The sequence below is a fragment of the Gulosibacter sp. GYB002 genome, from assembly GCF_036577665.1.
Classification (GTDB): domain Bacteria; phylum Actinomycetota; class Actinomycetes; order Actinomycetales; family Microbacteriaceae; genus Gulosibacter; species Gulosibacter hominis.
Genome location: NZ_JARBDD010000011.1, coordinates 15,124 through 33,073 on the forward strand (window position 1 = coordinate 15,124; position 17,950 = coordinate 33,073).

Annotated in this window: 13 protein-coding genes; 1 reads left to right on the top strand and 12 read right to left on the bottom strand. The window is 62.1% G+C overall.

Annotated features, from left to right (window positions below; all coding sequences use genetic code 11):
• Positions 1–58 precede the first annotated feature (58 nt).
• Both PV375_RS06435 and PV375_RS06440 read right to left on the bottom strand, forming a co-directional pair.
• Positions 59–1,708 (bottom strand): SLC13 family permease, encoded by a 1,650-nt coding sequence (locus tag PV375_RS06435; RefSeq protein ID WP_332106614.1) that lies wholly within the window; start codon positions 1,706–1,708, stop codon positions 59–61.
• Positions 1,709–1,867: 159 nt separating this feature from the next.
• Positions 1,868–3,676 (bottom strand): ABC transporter ATP-binding protein, encoded by a 1,809-nt coding sequence (locus PV375_RS06440; RefSeq protein ID WP_332106615.1) that lies wholly within the window; start codon positions 3,674–3,676, stop codon positions 1,868–1,870.
• 150 nt (positions 3,677–3,826) lie between these two features.
• On the opposite strand from PV375_RS06440, the gene PV375_RS06445 reads away from it, so the two are divergent.
• On the top strand, positions 3,827–5,539 hold the full coding sequence (locus PV375_RS06445; RefSeq protein WP_332106616.1) for an amidase: 1,713 nt from the start codon (positions 3,827–3,829) through the stop codon (positions 5,537–5,539).
• Between the two features lie 644 nt (positions 5,540–6,183).
• Here PV375_RS06445 and ilvC read toward each other — a convergent pair.
• The 10 genes from ilvC to PV375_RS06495 all read right to left on the bottom strand — a co-directional run bounded on the left by ilvC (position 6,184) and on the right by PV375_RS06495 (position 17,864).
• On the bottom strand, positions 6,184–7,209 hold the full coding sequence (gene ilvC, locus PV375_RS06450) for a ketol-acid reductoisomerase (protein ID WP_201517363.1): 1,026 nt from the start codon (positions 7,207–7,209) through the stop codon (positions 6,184–6,186).
• A 51-nt stretch (positions 7,210–7,260) separates the two neighbouring features.
• Entirely contained in the window at positions 7,261–7,770 is a 510-nt protein-coding gene (gene ilvN, locus PV375_RS06455; protein WP_201517362.1) for an acetolactate synthase small subunit, read from the bottom strand.
• Positions 7,771–7,775: 5 nt separating this feature from the next.
• Positions 7,776–9,551, bottom strand: a complete 1,776-nt coding sequence (locus PV375_RS06460; RefSeq protein ID WP_332106617.1) for an acetolactate synthase large subunit — start codon at positions 9,549–9,551, stop codon at positions 7,776–7,778.
• A gap of 93 nt (positions 9,552–9,644) precedes the next feature.
• The gene (gene ilvD, locus PV375_RS06465) at positions 9,645–11,348 is read right to left on the bottom strand and encodes a dihydroxy-acid dehydratase (protein ID WP_201521222.1); all 1,704 of its coding nucleotides are present in this window, start codon (positions 11,346–11,348) and stop codon (positions 9,645–9,647) included.
• A 35-nt stretch (positions 11,349–11,383) separates the two neighbouring features.
• A complete protein-coding gene (gene mnhG, locus PV375_RS06470; RefSeq protein ID WP_201517359.1) occupies positions 11,384–11,812 on the bottom strand; it encodes a monovalent cation/H(+) antiporter subunit G in 429 nt (142 codons plus the stop codon).
• A complete protein-coding gene (locus PV375_RS06475) occupies positions 11,809–12,093 on the bottom strand; it encodes a monovalent cation/H+ antiporter complex subunit F (RefSeq protein WP_332106618.1) in 285 nt (94 codons plus the stop codon). The genes mnhG and PV375_RS06475 overlap by 4 nt, the downstream gene beginning before the upstream one ends.
• The gene (locus tag PV375_RS06480; RefSeq protein ID WP_332106619.1) at positions 12,090–12,755 is read right to left on the bottom strand and encodes a Na+/H+ antiporter subunit E; all 666 of its coding nucleotides are present in this window, start codon (positions 12,753–12,755) and stop codon (positions 12,090–12,092) included. Before PV375_RS06480 ends, PV375_RS06475 begins: the two co-directional genes overlap by 4 nt.
• Positions 12,752–14,350, bottom strand: a complete 1,599-nt coding sequence (locus PV375_RS06485) for a Na+/H+ antiporter subunit D (RefSeq protein WP_332106620.1) — start codon at positions 14,348–14,350, stop codon at positions 12,752–12,754. The genes PV375_RS06480 and PV375_RS06485 overlap by 4 nt, the downstream gene beginning before the upstream one ends.
• Positions 14,347–14,841, bottom strand: coding sequence for a Na(+)/H(+) antiporter subunit C (locus PV375_RS06490; protein WP_332106621.1), 495 nt, complete (start codon positions 14,839–14,841; stop codon positions 14,347–14,349). The genes PV375_RS06485 and PV375_RS06490 overlap by 4 nt, the downstream gene beginning before the upstream one ends.
• The gene (locus tag PV375_RS06495; protein ID WP_332106622.1) at positions 14,838–17,864 is read right to left on the bottom strand and encodes a Na+/H+ antiporter subunit A; all 3,027 of its coding nucleotides are present in this window, start codon (positions 17,862–17,864) and stop codon (positions 14,838–14,840) included. Before PV375_RS06495 ends, PV375_RS06490 begins: the two co-directional genes overlap by 4 nt.
• Positions 17,865–17,950 lie beyond the last annotated feature (86 nt).

Sequence of the window (17,950 nt, forward strand, 5' to 3'; positions counted from 1 at the left end):
GGCAGCCGACGATTCGCATCCGATATCTGGATGCGAACCGTCAGCTACTGCCGGATGACTAAACCGTCAGCCCGAAAACCAGCGCGAGCAGCGTCATCGAGGTGATGGTGATGAGCACGATCCCAGCCAGGTTCAACCAGACACCGCCGCGCACCATCTGCCCGATGGTCACATATCCCGAACCGTACGCGACCGCGTTCGGGGGCGTCGCCACCGGCAGCATGAACGCGCAAGTGGCCGCGAGCGCAACCGGCGCCGTGAGGAGCAGCACATCCACTTCCATCCCCATGGCAATACCGGCGGCTACCGGGATGAAGGTGGCCGCGGTTGCAGTATTCGAGGTGAGTTCGGTGAGGAACAGGATGGCCGCAGCCAGCAGCAGCACGATCAGCAAGATGGGCAGACCCGCCATACCGCTGGCCAGCTCACCAATCGACTCGGTGAGCCCCGAGGTTTTGAACATGCCCGAAAGTGCGAGCCCGCCACCAAACAGCAGCAGTACGTCCCAGGGCAGTTCTTTGGCGCTCTGCCAGTCGAGCAGTTTCACGCCGCGCTCGGCCCCCGCTGGCAACAGGAACAACAACAACCCGGCGAGCATTGCGATGCCGGCGTCACCAATCGCGGGCTCTTCGAACACCAGCGGCACGGTGATCCACGTAATCGCGGTGAGAACGAAGACCGCGAGCACTCGAATCTCCCCGCTCGAAATCGGACCAAGCTTGTCGAGTTCGCGGCGAATCAGCTCGCTACCACCGGGAATTTCCTTGATTTCAGGCTTAAACAGTACCTTCACCAGCACGAACCAGCACAGCACCATGAACACGATCGACAGCGGCACGCCCACGAGCATCCACTGCCCGAAACCGATTTGAATGTCGTAATTGTCCTGCAAAAAACCGGCCAGGAAAGTGTTCGGGGGCGTACCGATGATGGTGCCGAGTGAACCCAGCGAAGCGGAGTAGGCGATACCGAGCATGAGCGCGGCACCAAAATTTGTTTTCAGCGCATCCGCGACCTCGGTGACAATATTGCCCTCGGCATCGTAGGCAACCGAACCGGTTTTCGGGTGGTCTTTGTCGGGATTGTGGAGCTCTTGGTTCACTAGCGACAGCACCGACATGCCGATCGGCAGCATCATCACGGCCGTGGCCGTATTCGACACCCACATCGACAAAAACCCAGTGGCGATCATGAAACCGGCGATCATTGCGCCCGTCTTGTTCGGCATGATCTTGATAACACCGAGCGCGATACGACGGTGCAGGTTCCAGCGCTGCATGGCCAGGGCGAGGAAGAAGCCGCCCATAAACAAGAAAATAACGTTATTGCCGTATGAGGCACCAATCTGGTCGAATCCGATCGGCACGAGTTCGCCCTCGACGTCCACCGGCACCGAGAGCGTTGGGAACGCCACCAGCGGCACGAGCGCGGTTGCTGGGATCGGTAGCGCCTCGGTCATCCACCACACCGCCATCAAACCGGCTACCGCGGCCGTGAGGCGAGCATTGTGGTCAACTTCGTGCGGCAGTAAGAAGAACAGGGCAAGCGCCAGCACAACACCGCCGGCAAAACCGATCCAGCGCACGATGTTGCTGCGCTTGTCGATTCCCGGGCTCAGCTCACCAGGCGATTTTTGGTGGACATCCCGGCCCTTGGCGGGGTCAGGTCGAAGATCTTCGAGGTAGTCGGGCACTTTCGGATCTGTCATTGCCATCTCCATTGATGTGGTTGAGGCGCAGTGATCGCAGCTCGCCGCAAGATCACCACTTTCCGCAGTCTAGTGACCGATACTTACCTCCGAAAGAGGGATGTGCCTCAGATTAGAAATTCACGAGCACACGCCGCCAATAATGACGACAGCGCCGCCCTAGCCTCGAATACCGTAGCGATCACGCAGCGCTTTCTTTGACCGGGCAGTTCCTTCCTGCTGCAGCGCCAAAAGCTCGGCATAAATACCGCCGGTGGTTGCCAACTCGGCCGGCGATCCCACCTCATCAATTTCACCGTGACGCAGGGTAATGATGCGATCAACCGACGAAATAGTCGACAACCGGTGCGCGATAATCAGACTGGTTCGACCCCGCATCAGCTCATCAATCCCCGTCTGCACCAACCGCTCAGACTTGGTATCCAACGCCGAGGTGGCCTCATCGAGTATTAGCACCGGCGCATCCTTCAACATGGCCCGCGCCACCGCAATACGCTGCTTCTGCCCACCCGAAAGTTTCAGGCCGCGCTCACCAATAACCGTGTCGAGCCCTTCCGGCGACCGAGCAATAAATGCCCAGGCATTGGCGCGTTTCGCCGCCGCAATAATTTCTGCATCACTCGCATCGGGGCGAGCATAGGCAATGTTTTCGCGAATGGTGCCCGAAAACAGCGACGCATCCTGGAACACCACACCGATTTTCTCGCGCAATTTTTTCATGTGCAATTTGGCCGTGTCATGACCAAAGAGACGAACATGACCATCAGCAACCGGATAAAACCCGAGCAAAACGCTCACGATCGTCGACTTGCCACCGCCCGACTCACTCACCAGCGCAATTCGCTCACCCTCCGCAACCGAAAAACTCAGATCGCGAAGCACCGGATCAGAATCATAAGCAAAGTTCACGTGCGAAAACTCGATAGCCGCACTTCCCGGCTTCGGCACCAACTCGTCGTCAGCCAATTCTCGATCGAGCAGTTCACGCGGATCGGGCTCGAGCTCCATCACACTGAAATAGTCACGTGACCCCGCCAGCGCATGCTGGGCCGTGTCGATAATGTAACTCATCATGGTCACCGGCTGTCGCGCCATATTCATCAGCTGAATCAGCAGCACCATCACTCCGAGGGTGAACTGCCCCTGCGCAGTAAGCACGAAAATAATCGCATAGATACCGAAAAATATGAGGTTCAAGGCAGCGCGACGCAACGCATCCATGAGGTGCCAGTGCCGCGACTGATGGCGAGTAATCGCAACCGTGCGCGCAAAGCGGTCATGAAAATGGTCCCGTTCACGACGCTCCTGCGCAAACGATTTCACCACCGGCATCTGGCTGACTACCTCGGCAAACCGGCCACGCGCCGCATCCACCTCAGCGTTCTTTTCGCCCTCATACACCTGCCAGCGACGCGAAGTCAGCGTGGTAAGCCACACGTACACCGGAAAAATAACCAGCAGCAATAGCGCCAACGGCCACGCATAGAACCCTGAAATCACCAGCACCGCGACAGTAGTGATAATCATGGTGAAAAAATTGTTGGCGAACGACTTCGCAAAATGCGTCACCTCGGTAAACGTTCGGTCAAGTCGCGAAACAATCGTGCCGGTGAGATTGTCATCAAAATAGCGCTGCGGCAGCTGCAGTAGCTTGTCGAAATAGCGGTTCGATAGAATCTGCCGCATCCGCTCACTCATCAGGTCACCAAACCATCCCCCGACCGAAGTGATGAGCGTGACTGCCAACTCAGCGACCAAAAAAGCCACCGCAAACCACATGGTGGCGACGAGGCCGTCAGCCAATGCGACCCTGCCATTGACGACGTCAACGATGACATCGGTCGCCGCACCGATAATGAACGGCACCGCCAAAGTACCAATCGCGGCCGTTACCGAGCAGACGATGATAATCAGGTACAGGCCTCGAAGCTCGTTCGTAAACCGGATAAGACGAAGTAGTGACCGCATTTAGGCGACTGTACACCGCGGCCGTGGCGCGGCGTAATATTTGCGCCACACCGACACCCCTGCGAAAATGACGAACGTTTAGCCGCTGTGCGCAGCAGCCGTCCCGGCAACGCAACACAGCGACCCAACCCGCAGACGAAGGAGTGGCGAGTGGCGGCGAAGTACGACGTTGTCGAGGCCCCGATCGCGCAATTGCGCCATGACCTCGATACCGGCAAAGTCACGAGTGTCGACCTGGTGCGCGCCTATCTAGACCGCATCAACACCTACGACCGTGCCGGCATCCGATTGAACGCGATCGTCGTCGACAATCCCGACGCGCTCGATGAAGCCGCCGCATCCGACGCTCGCCGCCGCGCCGGCGAGCTACTCGGGCCACTCGACGGCATCCCCTTCACCGCTAAAGACAGCTACGCGGCGCGCGGACTCACCGTCGCCGCCGGATCTCCAGCGTTTGAGCACCTGATTGCGGGCCGGGATGCATTCACAATCGAGCGGCTACGTGCCGGCGGTGCAATTCTTCTCGGGCTCACCAATATGCCACCCATGGCCAACGGGGGCATGCAGCGCGGCGTCTACGGCCGTGCCGAAAGCCCCTACAACGCCGACTACCTCACCGCCCCGTTCGGTTCGGGTTCGTCGAACGGCTCGGGCACCGCAACCGCCGCCAGCTTCGCCGCTTTCGGGCTCGGCGAAGAAACGTGGTCGTCAGGTCGCGGGCCGGCCTCAAACAATGCGCTGTGCACCTATACCCCCTCGTGGGGCGTCATCTCGATTCGCGGTAACTGGCCGCTCGTGCCCACCATGGATGTGGTCGCACCCCACGCCCGCACCATGGCAGACCTGCTCGAGGTGCTCGATGTGATCGTCGCCGACGACCACACCACGCGAGGTGATTTCTGGCGCGTGCAGCCGTGGCTTGAAATCCCGCCCGTGCACGAACTGCGACCCGAAAGCTACCCGGCGCTCGCCGCATCCGAACCCACCGAAGTGCTGCGCGGCAAGCGTTTCGGTGTGCCGCGCATGTACATCAACGCCGACCCGATCGCCGGCACCGGTGACCAGCCGCGGTTCGGTGGCCCCACCGGGCATCCCATCGAAACGCGCGCATCCGTTATCGAGCTGTGGGAGGCCGCACGGCGAGATCTCGAAGCAGCCGGTGCCGAGGTGGTCGAGGTCGACTTCCCGGTGGTGTCGAACTATGAGGGTGACCGGCCCGGCGCACCCACGATTGGGACGCGCGGACTGGTTCCCGAAGGCTATCTCGACCGTGAAATTCTCGAGCTGTCGCTGTGGTCGTGGAACGAGTTTTTGCAGACCAATGGCGACCCGAATCTCAACAGCATGACGCAGGTGGATGGCGCGAAAATCTTCCCGCATCCAGAGGGCGCGCTCCCCGACCGCTACGCCGAGCTCGATTTCGATGTGCAGGAGTACACCCGCTATGCGCGCGCGAACGGGGTGCCGGAGCTGACCGAGATCCCGTTGATTCCCGATGGCGTGCGCGGGCTGAACAAAACCCGCCGCATTGACTTCGACGAGTGGCTTGCGGGACTGCAGCTCGATGGTGTGGTGCTACCGGCGGTTGCCGACGTGGGGCCAGCTGATATGGATGTGAATGAGGCGTCGGCCGATCTGGGGTGGCGCAACGGCACCTGGGTTGCCAATGGCAATCTCGTGTGGCGACACCTGGGGATCCCGACTGTGACGGTGCCCATGGGCACGATGCACGATATCGGGATGCCCGTGGGGCTCACTTTCGCGGGCCGCGGCTGGGATGACACTGCGCTGCTGCGCTATGGCGCGGCCTTTGAAGCGCTGCGCCCGCGCCGCACCGAGCCGACCCGCACCCCGCGACTGTAGGGCTGGCGCTCGTCTGGGTCGACTTTGCGCTGGCCTGCCCCGGCGCCTGGGTTGTGGGCTGCCCTAGCCTGGGTTTGCGCCGCCCTGCCCGGGGTTTGCGCCGCCCTGGCCCGGGTTTGCGCTGCCCTGGCCCGGGTTTGCGCCGCTCTGGCCTGGGTTTGCAGATTTTTGTTTCCTGAAATCAGAAAATTGACTGCAAAAACCGCCTCAAACCCGGATTTGTATGCCCTACCGGCCCGATTTGCAGCCAGGAAACAAAACTCCGCAAGCAACTGCATCCAGGAAACAAAAATCTGCAGGGGGATGCAGGGGTGCGGCAGTGCCGGCAGAGCCAGCAGGGGTGCGGCAGTACCGGCAGAGCCAGCAGGGGTGCGGCAGTGCCGGCAGAGCCAGCAGGGGATGCAGGGTGTCTGGACCCGGCAGCAGCTGCGCAGGGGTGCAGGGGGATGCAGGGCCCGGCAGGCTCGGGCAGGCTCGGCAGGGCTCGGGCAGGCTCGGCAGGGGCTCGGGCAGGCTCGGCAGGGCTCGGGCAGGCTCGGGCAGGGCTCGGGCAGGCTCGGGCAGGCTCGGGCAGGCTGCCAACAGCCGGCAGGGAAAAGCAGGAGGGCCGCGCACTACGCGCGACCCTCCGGGTTAGTCGATCGCTAGCGAGCGACCGAACCGTCCGTGTAGTCGTCATCGGTTGACGACCACGAGAACAGCTTGCGCAGTTCGTGACCGGTCTTCTCGATCGGGTGGCCCTCGCCCTCAGCGCGCAGCTTCTTGAACTCCGGCGCGCCCGCATCCTGGTCGTCGATGAAGCGCTGCGCAAATGCACCCGACTGGATGTCGGCGAGCACTGCCTTCATGTTTTCTTTTACGCTCGGGTCGATCACGCGCGGGCCCGAAACGTAGTCACCGTACTCGGCGGTGTCGGAGATCGACCAGCGCTGCTTCGAAATGCCGCCCTCCCACATGAGGTCGACGATCAGCTTCAGCTCGTGCAGCACCTCAAAGTAGGCGATCTCGGGCTGGTAGCCAGCCTCGACCAGGGTCTCAAAGCCGTACTGCACCAGCTTCGAAGTGCCACCGCAAAGCACAGCCTGCTCACCGAACAGGTCGGTTTCGGTCTCTTCGGTGAAGGTGGTCTTGATCACACCAGCGCGGGTGCCGCCGATTGCCTTGGCGTACGACTTGGCGGTCTCCCAAGCGCTGCCCGATGCATCCTTCTCAACGGCGATGATGTCGGGGATACCACGCCCGGCAACGAACTCGCGGCGCACGGTGTGGCCGGGAGCCTTCGGTGCCACGAGAATCACGTCGACGCCCTCGGGCGCCTGAATGTAGCCGAAGCGGATGTTGAAACCGTGTGCGAAGGCAAGGGTCTTGCCCGGCGCCAGGTTCGGCTCGATGTCAGCCGCGTAGAGCGAACGCTGGGTCTGATCGGGGGCGAGGATCATGATCAGGTCGGCCCAGGCGGCAGCGTCAGCGTTCGACTTCACCTCAAAGCCGTCCTCCTGCGCCTTCTTCACCGACTTCGATCCGTCACGCAAACCAATAACCACCTCGACGCCCGAGTCGCGCAGGTTCATCGCGTGCGCGTGGCCCTGCGAGCCATAGCCGATGACCGCGACCTTCTTGCCCTGGATGATCGAGAGGTCGGCGTCGTTGTCGTAGTAGATCTCTGCCATTTGCTGTGCTCCTTGTAGTGTTCGATGTCTGTTGCGATAGCGAACGGTGGCCTATGCGCGGCCCACTCGTTCGGTGATGGACTTCGGCCCGCGCCCCACTGCGATAAGCCCCGACTGTACGAGTTCACGAATACCGTACGGCTCAAGCATGCGCAGCAGTGCCTGCACCTTACCGCTGTCACCGGTGGTTTCAATGACGAGCGAATCGTGCGTTACGTCCACGACGCGGGCGCGGAAAAGGTTGACCGCTTCAATCACCTCGGATCGTGTCTGCTTATCGACACGCACCTTGACGAGGATGTGCTCGCGTTCGACGGATGAGTCGGGTTCGAGCTCAACGATCTTGATCACGTTGACGAGCTTGTTGAGCTGTTTTGTGACCTGTTCGAGTGGAAAACTATCAACATCAACAACGACCGTCATCCGCGAGAGGCCGGGCACTTCCGACTGCCCCACTGCGAGCGATGCGATGTTGAATCCGCGACGGGCGAAAAGGCCGGCGACTCGCGTGAGCAGACCGGGCTTGTCTTCCACCAGCAGCGAAAGGATGTGTTTCGGCATGCTTATTACTCCCCCTGATATGCCGGGCTGGCGTCGCGGGCGTACTGGATAAAGCTGTTCGACACGCCCTGCGGCACCATCGGCCAGACCATCGCGTCGGCCGATACGACAAAGTCGATGACCACGGTGCGGTCGTTGGTCTCCAGTGCCTGTTTGATGGTGTCGTCGATCTGGTCTTCGCGTTCGACACGCAGACCGAGCGCACCGTAGGCTTCGGCGAGTTTCACGAAGTCGGGTACGCGAATCGACCCGTGCCCGGTGTTGAGTTCGGTGTTCGAGTAGCGGCCGTCGTAGAACAGTGTCTGCCACTGGCGCACCATACCGAGCGACGAGTTGTTGATGACGGCGATTTTGATCGGGATGTTGTTGACCATACAGGTGGCGATCTCCTGGTTGGTCATCTGGAAGCATCCGTCGCCGTCGATCGCCCACACCACCCGGTCGGGCTGCGCCACCTTGGCGCCCATGGCGGCCGGAACCGAATATCCCATAGTGCCGGCACCGCCCGAGTTGAGGAATGATCCCGGCCGTTGCAGGGTGAGGAACTGTGCCGACCACATCTGGTGCTGTCCCACGCCGGTGGCGTAGATAGCTTCGGGTCCGGTGAGTTCGCTGATGCGTTCAATAACCTTCTGCGGTGCGATGAGCCCGTCAGTGGTGGGCGTGTAGCCGCGCGGGAACTCGGTGCGCAGCCCGTTGAGATAGTTCCACCACTGTTCGAGGTCGGCGCGTTCGGGGAATCGCTCGGTGCTGTAGGCCCGGTTGAGGTCGGTGAGCACCTCGCGGGCATCCCCCACGATGGGCACATCGGCGAAGCGAATCTTGGAGATTTCGGCGGGGTCAATATCGACGTGTACGACCTTGGCGTTGGGCGCGAACAGTTCGGCCTTACCGGTGACGCGGTCGTCGAATCGCGCACCGATTGCGAACACCAGGTCGGCCTCTTGCAGCGCCAGCACCGCCGGAACGGTGCCGTGCATCCCCGGCATACCGAGCATTTGCGGGTGGCCGTCGGGGAAAGCACCGCGGGCCATAAGCGTGGTCACCACGGGTGCGCCGGTGCGCTCGGCGAATTCGATGAGCTCGGCGGATGCGCCGGCTCGGATGATGCCGCCACCCGCATAAATCACGGGTTTGGATGCTTGGGCAATTGCTTCGCAGGCGGCCAGGATCTGCTTGCCGTGCGCCTTGGTGATGGGCCGGTAGCCGGGCAGATCAACCTTCGGTGGCCAGTGGAATTCGAACTCGCCCTGCTGAGCATCCTTCGTGATGTCGACCAGCACCGGGCCGGGACGACCGGTTCCTGCGAGTTCGTAGGCGGCGGCCAGTGCCCCCGGAATTTCTTCGGCCGATTTCACCATGAATGAGTGCTTGGTGATCGGCATGGTGATGCCGACAATGTCGGCTTCCTGGAAGGCGTCGGTACCCATGAGGGTTGAGAACACCTGCCCGGTGATCGCCAGCACCGGCACCGAGTCCATATACGCGTCGGCGAGCGCCGTCACCAGGTTGGTTGCGCCCGGCCCCGAGGTGGCGATGCACACGCCAACCTTGCCCGATGCCGTGGCGTAGCCCTCAGCAGCGTGCCCGGCGCCCTGTTCGTGGCGCACGAGCACGTGGTTGATCGTGCGCGCATCGAGAATCGCGTCGTATGCGGGCAGGATGGCGCCGCCTGGCAGACCGAACACATCCGTCACCCCAAGCAGTTCGAGTGACCGAACAACCGCTTCGGCGCCGGTGATGCGCTCGCCGATACCTGCCTTGTCAGCTTCAGTTGACATGAACTATCTGCATTCCTGATCGTTAGTCGAATATTGCGGATGCACGCACCGATTGGTGACTGCCAACGTGTGGTGTCGACAGCACCGGATGCGTTATCCCGTAATCGCGCCCTCTGACGCCGAACGCACGAGCTTGGCAAATTTCGCCAAGACGCCGCGCGTGTATCGCGGAGGAAGCGGTTCCCAGCCCTCTCGCCGGGTGGCAAGCTCGGCCTCATCAACGAGTAGGTCGATGGTGCGAGCTGCAATGTTGACCCGAATCAGATCGCCGTCGCGCACGAATGCGATCGGACCTCCATCCGATGCCTCTGGGGCGACGTGGCCGATGCACAGGCCGGTTGTGCCGCCCGAGAATCGTCCGTCGGTCAAGAGTAGTACATCCTTACCGAGGCCCGCACCCTTGATGGCTGCGGTAATGGCGAGCATCTCGCGCATACCGGGGCCACCCTTGGGGCCCTCATAGCGAATCACGACGACATCGCCGTGTTTGATTTCGCCGCGGGTGAGCGCATCCATTGCTTCCCGTTCGCGCTCGAACACGCGCGCCGGGCCCTCAAACACCTCGAGGTCAAAACCGGCCGATTTGACGACCGCGCCCTCTGGTGCGAGCGAACCCGACAGCACCGATAGGCCACCGGTTGCGTGGATGGGGTTGTCGAGCGTGTGGATGACCTCACCATCGAGCGGGTCGGGGTTGAGTTCTTCGAGGTTTTCGGCAACGGTTTTGCCGGTGCAGGTGAGCGCATCACCGTGGATGAGCCCCTCGTCGAGCAGTGCCTTCATAACCACCGGGATACCGCCGACGTGATCGACGTCGTTCATGACGTATTTGCCGAAGGGCTTCATGTCTGCCAGGTGCGGGACGCGGTCGGCGATGCGGTTGAAATCGTCAAGGGTGAGGTCGACTTCGGCCTCACGGGCGATGGCAAGCAGGTGCAGCACCGCGTTGGTTGACCCGCCCATGCACATCACCACTGCGATGGCGTTTTCAAACGCCTTCTTGGTGAGGATATCGGCGGTGGTGATCCCCAGACGCAGCTGGTTAACAACCGCTTCACCCGATTTGCGCGCGTAGTAGTCGCGGCGACGGTCGGCCGACGGCGGCGCGGCTGATCCGGGAACCGACAGCCCGAGCGCCTCGGCGACAGCCGCCATGGTGTTGGCGGTGTAAAAACCACCGCAGGCACCCTCACCGGGGCAAATGGCTTCTTCGATCTTCTTGCGATCTTCTTCCGACATGAGTCCGGCCTTGCAGGCTCCGACCGCTTCGAACGCGTCGATGATGGTGACATCGTCTTTGACGGTGCCGTCCGAAAGGCGCACGTGACCGGGCATGATGGTGCCGGCGTAGAGGAACACGCTCGGCAGCTTCAGGCGGGCCGCGGCCATCAGCATGCCGGGTAGCGATTTATCGCAACCGGCCAGCAGCACTGAGCCGTCGAGCCGCTCGGCTTCCATCACCACTTCAACCGAGTCGGCGATCACCTCGCGCGACACGAGCGAAAAGTGCATCCCCTCGTGCCCCATCGAAATACCGTCCGACACCGACACGGTGCCGAATTGCAGCGGGTAGCCGCCGGCGCTGTGCACGCCCTCTTTAGCGGCCTGAGCAAGGCGGTCGAGCGAAAGGTTGCATGGCGTGATCTCATTCCACGAGCTCGCGACGCCAATCTGCGGCTTGTCCCAGTCGTCATCGCCCATGCCCACGGCACGAAGCATCCCACGCGCGGCCGTGGCTTCAATGCCGTCGGTAACAGCGCGTGACTTCGGTTTCATATCGATCTCGTGTTCGGCCATGAACCCAGTCTAGTCGCGCCAGCCGACACCCTCGCTCACCCGGCGTGATCGCTGTTGTCAGAGTCGGCTTCGCGCGCGGCAAGCGCGGCACGTTCTTCCTCAACGCCGGTGGCTCGCTCAGCGCGCTGCACATCGTCGCGCAGTTCATCCAGCGCGAGATCTACACCGTCGTAGTGCCGTGAGCGATACCCGGCGCGAGCTAGCACGATGGATGCGGCGGGTGTGGTGAGCATTTGGAACACGATCACCAGCACCAGTAGCGGCACCAGCTCCCACTTGCCCTGCTGCAGGCCCAGAGCGATCAGCAGGTAGATCAATCCCGATGACTGCGGCTTCGACTGCGAGTGCAGCCGGGTCATGATGTCGTCAAACCGCAGCAAACCGATTCCGGCGGTCAGCGACATGGCGGCTCCGGCGATCAGCAGAATGGCCGACAGCACATCCAGCCAAATATTTCCGCTCAATTTTTCCGCCTTCCAGCTCGCGAGGCAAAGCGCGCCACGGTGAGCGTGCCAACCGAGGCGGTCATCGCCAACCCAACCACCAGCGGCAGCGTGTGCAGGTGGCCATTAATCACCATCTCGGCGATAAGCACGCACATCAGCACTGTGAGCAGGGTGTCGGATGCGGCCATCCGGTCGATAAGTGACGGGCCTCGCACAATGCGGATCACCGACAGGATGGCGGCGGCAGCAAAGCAACTGCCGACGATCAGCGTCACAATCGTCACTGCCGTGGCGCTCATGATTCTTCCTCCCACTCGGTTTCGTGACGCAGTCGGTCGCGCTCAACCGCGGCTTCAAAAGCGCGCTGACGACGCGATGCCCACAGCGGCGGATACTCGTGCTCCGCCCGCCAGCGGTTGATGTGGTGGAGATCTTCGTGGCTGGCGAAGGCGAGCGCAATCGCATCTTCAATGCGATAGGCGGCCCGTCGCGCCGCAGCAATACCGTCGGGCCCTTCGGCCGCGAACTGGTGCAAATAGATGATGCCGCGGGTACGGTCAACATCAACGACCACGCTACCGGGCACAAACATATTGATGAGGGCGGCAAGGGTGAGCAGCCAGTCGGAGCGCGCACGCATCCGATAGGCGATGATTGACGCCTTCGGTTTTGGTTGCGGGCGAACGGTGAGCCATGCCACTTCGAGCGACGAAAGCACCACCCAGCCAATCACTCTGCCGGCGAGCACGATCAACCACAGCGGATGGACGCGCTCGATCAGCTGCACATTCGGCAGCTGGAACATCCCCACCACCAGCACCGAAAACACGATTCCGGTGACGATGCTGATCACGTCAAACTGCCGCCAGAGAGTTAACCACACGCACAGCAGCACAATCACCAGCGGCGTGAATGTGCGCAGCCGTGAGGTTGGTTTTGTGGCTGCATAATGCGGGGTCATGGTTTGATCCCCTCTTCATTAGTAACCGTTTGGATGTAGGCACCAGAGTCGCGCAGGTTTTCTCCCGCCTGGTCGGCGATTGTGAACAGCGGACCGGCAAAAACGGTGAGTGCCACGGTGACCGCGACCAGTCCCCCGGTGGCGAAGTTCATGAGTTTCGAATTATTGCGCTCGTCCCTGACGATATCCGCGTCGGGTTCTTCTTCGAGCACGATGGTCAGTGGCGATTCGACATCGCCGACTTCGTCGAGCTCGCGCCAGAACCCGAGGTTCCACACGCGGATCAGCGCGTAGAGCGTGAGCAGGCTGGTGATGGCCCCGGCGGCAATACCGACCCACACGAGCCACTGCGGCACCGCCAGTCCGGTGCCCTCGGCGCCGGCGATAAATAGCGCAACCTTGCCAAGGAAGCCAGAGAACGGCGGGATGCCGCCGAGGTTGAGCATCGGGATAAAAAACAGCACCGCCACTGTGGGAGCCCGTTTGAGCATCCCGCCAAGGTGCGTGATCGTCGAGGTTCCGGCCACGCGTTCGATCAGACCGGTGACCAAGAACAGCGTCGCCTGCACCAAAATGTGGTGCATGATGTAGTACACCGTCGCCGACCAGCCACTCTCGGTGCCCAGCGCGATACCGAAAATCATGTATCCGATGTGGCTGATGAGGGTGAATGAGAGCATCCGGCGAATACCCGCCTGTGCCACGGCACCAAAAATTCCGACGAGCATCGTGGCAATAGCCACCACCATCAGCAGCACAGAAATATCGTTGGCCGCGAAGATGAGCGATTCGGTGCGCAGGATGGCGTACACACCCACTTTGGTGAGCAAGCCGGCGAATACCGCGGTGACCGGTGCCGGCGCCGATGGGTACGAGTCGGGCAGCCAGAACGACAGCGGGAAAAGCGCCGCCTTAATTGCAAACCCAACCAGCAGCATCAGGTGCAATACCAGTTGCACTTCGCTGGGAAGCGCACCCACTCGGGCTGAGATCGTGGCCATATTGACGGTGCCGGTGGCCGCAAAAATCATGGCGATGGCGATCAAGAACAGCACCGACGACACCAGCGAAACAATGATGTAGGTGACGCCAGCCCGGATGCGCGTCACGGTGCCGCCGAGGGTGATGAGCACGAAGCTCGCCACCAGCAAAATCTCGAAGCCCACGTAGAGGTTGAACAGGTCACCGGCAATGAACGCGTTATACACGCCCGCGGCCAGCACCAGGTAGGTGGGGTAAAAAATCGAAACGGGGGTTTCTTCTTCGGTGTCTTCGTCGGCGTGGTCGACGTTGCCCTGCCCAATAGAAAAGACCATCACCGCCAGCAGCACGATGCTGGTGATGACGACCATGAGTGCCGAAAGTCGGTCGACGACGAGCGAAATACCGAACGGGGCCGCCCAGCCACCCACCTGCATCACCAGCGGTTGTCCGGTTGTCTGCACCGCCAGCAGCAGTGTGACCGCCACCCCGAGGCTGACCACCATGCTCAGCGAGGCAATCGCGATCTGCATCCGCTGGCGGCGCCCAGCGGTGAGGGTGAGGGCGGCACCGAAGAGCGGGGTCAGCACGAGCAGAGGAACGAGCGCGTTCATTCGAGCTCCTCCTCGTCAAGTGCGATTTCCTGGTCTTCCGGTGTGGGCGATTCTTCGTCTCCCGGTAGATGTTCGGGCTCGAAGTCGGTGTCGCCGGCATCGTCGAGGTCGAACACCTCGTCGTCGGCTTCCACATCCACCTCGCGCAGCGACACGTCCTCGTGGTCGTCAGCCACCACATCGGCACGGGCCAGCGACCACGAGCGGTACAGCAGCGCCAGCATGAAGGCGGTGGTTGCCATCCCGATCACGATGGCGGTCAGGATGAACGCCTGCGGTAGCGGGTCGGTGTAGTCGGCGGGCTCGGCACCCTCGGTGGTCAGCGGCGCCAGCCCCGGCTTCCCCGCGGTGAGGAAAAGCAGCAGGTTGGTGGCGTTGGCGAGCAGGATCACCCCGAAAATCATGCGGGTGACACTGCGCTCGAGCAGCAGGTACACACCGACGGTAAACATCGCCACCATGGCGATCAAGAGCGCAATATCGAGGCTCATCGCGCACCCCGCCTCCGCTTCCGCGGGCCGCCAATGCGCACCATTTGGATGCGGCGGGTGATCGGTTCATCGACCACGGGTTCAGCTCCAGGCAGTTCACCCTCGTCGAGCACGGTCGCGCCGAGGTTGGTTGCGGCGAGGTTTTCATCCTCAGCCTGTGCGTCAAGTTCGGAACCGAGCGAGCGCAGGATGTCGAGCACCAGACCGATCACCACGAGATACACACCGATGTCAAAGAACGTTGACGTAACGAGCACGAAGTGACCGACTACCGGGATCTGCTGGTCGATCCAGAATGAGGTGAGCGGTGGGTACCCGAAAAAAATCGGGGTGATGACGGTGATCGCCACCGTCACGATGCCGATACCAAGCAGGCGACCGGCGTCAATGCGCACCGTGTAATCGAGCTCTTCGCGACCACCGGCGAGATAGCGCGCCACCAGTGCGAGGCCCGCCACAACGCCGCCAGCGAAACCACCGCCGGGGTCGTTGTGTCCCGAGAACAACAGGAATAGCGAAGCGATGAGCAGCGCGTGGAAAACCACCCGCACCACGATCTCGACGACGATTGAGCGCTGGTCGGGGCCGATGGTGTGCCCGGCAAGCAGCCAGCCGGCGCGCTGACGCTCAGCCTCGAGGCGACGCTGCTTCGGTGTCAGGCGAGTGCGCGCGAGTTCGCGCTCGCGACGCGACCGGCGCGCATCCAGATAAATGAGGCTCGCGATACCGGTGGCTGCTGCCACCAACACCAGCAGCTCACCCATCGTGTCCCAGCCACGAATATCCACCAGCGTGACGTTCACGAAGTTGTCGCCGTGACCGCCCTTGACTGCGAGCTCTGGCAGCGCCAGTCCGTCGCTCGGGAATGCTCGCGAACCGAGCGCGATGATGGCGACCAGCCCCATCCCGAGGCCGACCGCTGCGCCGATCGCCCAGCGCACCCAGCCGGGTAGGTTGCTACCCAGATTTGAGTGAAGGGCAGGAAGCCGACGCAGCACGAGCACGAACACGACCATCGAGATGGTTTCGATCAGCGCCTGAGTGGTGGCCAGGTCGGGGGCTCCCGAAAGCGCGAAAACAGCTGCCATCGCGTAACCGGTGACACCCACCAACACCATCGATTGGAAACGTTTCTTAGAAACCGCAGTGGCAAATGACGCGATCAGGATGATCACCAGCACCACCACGCTCCACCACGGCGTTCGCAGCGTGAGGTCGAGCCCAGCAAAATCAACCCGGGCAGCGCTGATCCCGATCGAGAGCACTGAGACACCAAAAATCCACGCGAGGTACACCGGCAGCGAACCACGCTGAATCATCGCGGTGACGCGAGCTGCCCCGCGGTCGACCAGGCGCATCACCAACCAGTAGGTCTTTGAGCCATCGACCCATGCGGGTACGAGCGCCTGAATGCGTGCTACGGTGCCGCGACCCACGAACACCAGCGCACCAAACAGTACTGTGACGGCCGACACTGCCAGCGCCGGTTCCGGGCCGTGCCACAGCGCCAGGTGGGCAAGGTCCCAAGAGTCGAGGGCTGGAACTGTATCGGCATACACGGCAATAAGCCGATCGACCCACTGCACAGCCACCAGCGGCAGCACCACGGTAGCTGCAACGAGAGTGCCGATCACCACACCGTCAATTACGGATGCGGGGGCCAGCTTAGTTTCGGCGAGTTCCGGATCGGGCTTGCGCGCAAAGGCACCGTAGAGGAAGCGCAGCGTGTAGGCCACGGTGAAGATCGAGCCGGCGGCGGTGCCCACCAGTGCGATAAGACCCCAGGTGTCTCCGGTGCTGATAGCGTCAAAAAAGGCGCCGAACGCGGCCTCTTTTGCGACGAAACCCCACAGCGGCGGCAGCCCAGCCATCGACGCCGCGGCGATCACCGCAAACGTGGTGAGCACCGGCATGGCGCGACCGACTCCCGAGAGTTTGCGAGCGTCACGGGTGCCGGCGCGATGGTCGATCGTGCCGACCACAAGGAAGAGCGCGGCCTTGAACAGCGCGTGCGCGATCACCATTGCAACCGCCGCGAGCGCCGCATCCCTGGTGCCAAAACCGGCGATGGTCATCATGAAGCCAAGCTGCGAAACCGTGCCGTAGGCGAGGATGAGTTTGAGGTCGAACTGCCGCAGCGAGCGCCAACCGCCCACGAGCATGGTGAACACGCCGATGACGATGAGCGTTTCACGGAAACCGGTGATTTCGCCGAAGCCTGGCAGCAAGCGCAGCACGAGATAAATACCGGCTTTCACCATCGAGGCGGCGTGCAAATAGGCCGACACCGGCGTGGGGGCGGCCATTGCGCCGGGCAGCCAGAAGTGGAATGGCACGAGCGCCGATTTGGATGCTGCACCCACCAGCACCAGCACCGCGGCGGTGCGCGCGAATGGCGAATCAGGTAGCCCTGCGGCAACGATCTGCTGCAGTGAAGCGGTGCCGGCCGCCCAGTGCACCATCACGACCCCCACCAGCATGGCGAGGCCACCGAATGTGGTGACCAGCAGCGCCTGCATGGCCGAACCGCGCGCGGCCCGGCGGCCCGTGTAGTGGCCGATCAGCAAGAACGACAGCACGCTCGTGGCTTCCCAGAACACGAACATGAGGTAGATGTTGTCGGCGGTCACTAGCCCCAGCATCACCCCGGCAAAGCCGAGCAGCACCGCAGCGAAGCGGCCGCGCCCCGGTTCATCGGTGGTGAAGTAGCTGGCGCAATAGGCCAGCACGAGCGCCCCGATCACCGTGACGATCATCGCGAATAGCCAGCTGAGGGCGTCGATGCGGAAGCTCAGATTGATGTCGAGCTGGGGAATCCACGGCACACGTTGCTCGTAGACGCCACCGGCAATGACTGTGGGAGCGAGGGTGACCAGCCAGATTGCGGCGGCTGCTGAAACCACACTGGCGATGATGAAAGCACCGTTGCGGGGGATGTGACGCAGGGCCGGCATGCTGATGCTTGCAATCAGGAAAATCCCGAGCCAAGCCAGCATGAGCACCCCGTCCATCGCGTTACTCACGACATCCTAACGGTTCGATGCAGCCGCATGGTTCGGCCGTCAGCTCGGTCTACACGAATGCGCAGTATCCGACTCGTGGTCGACGT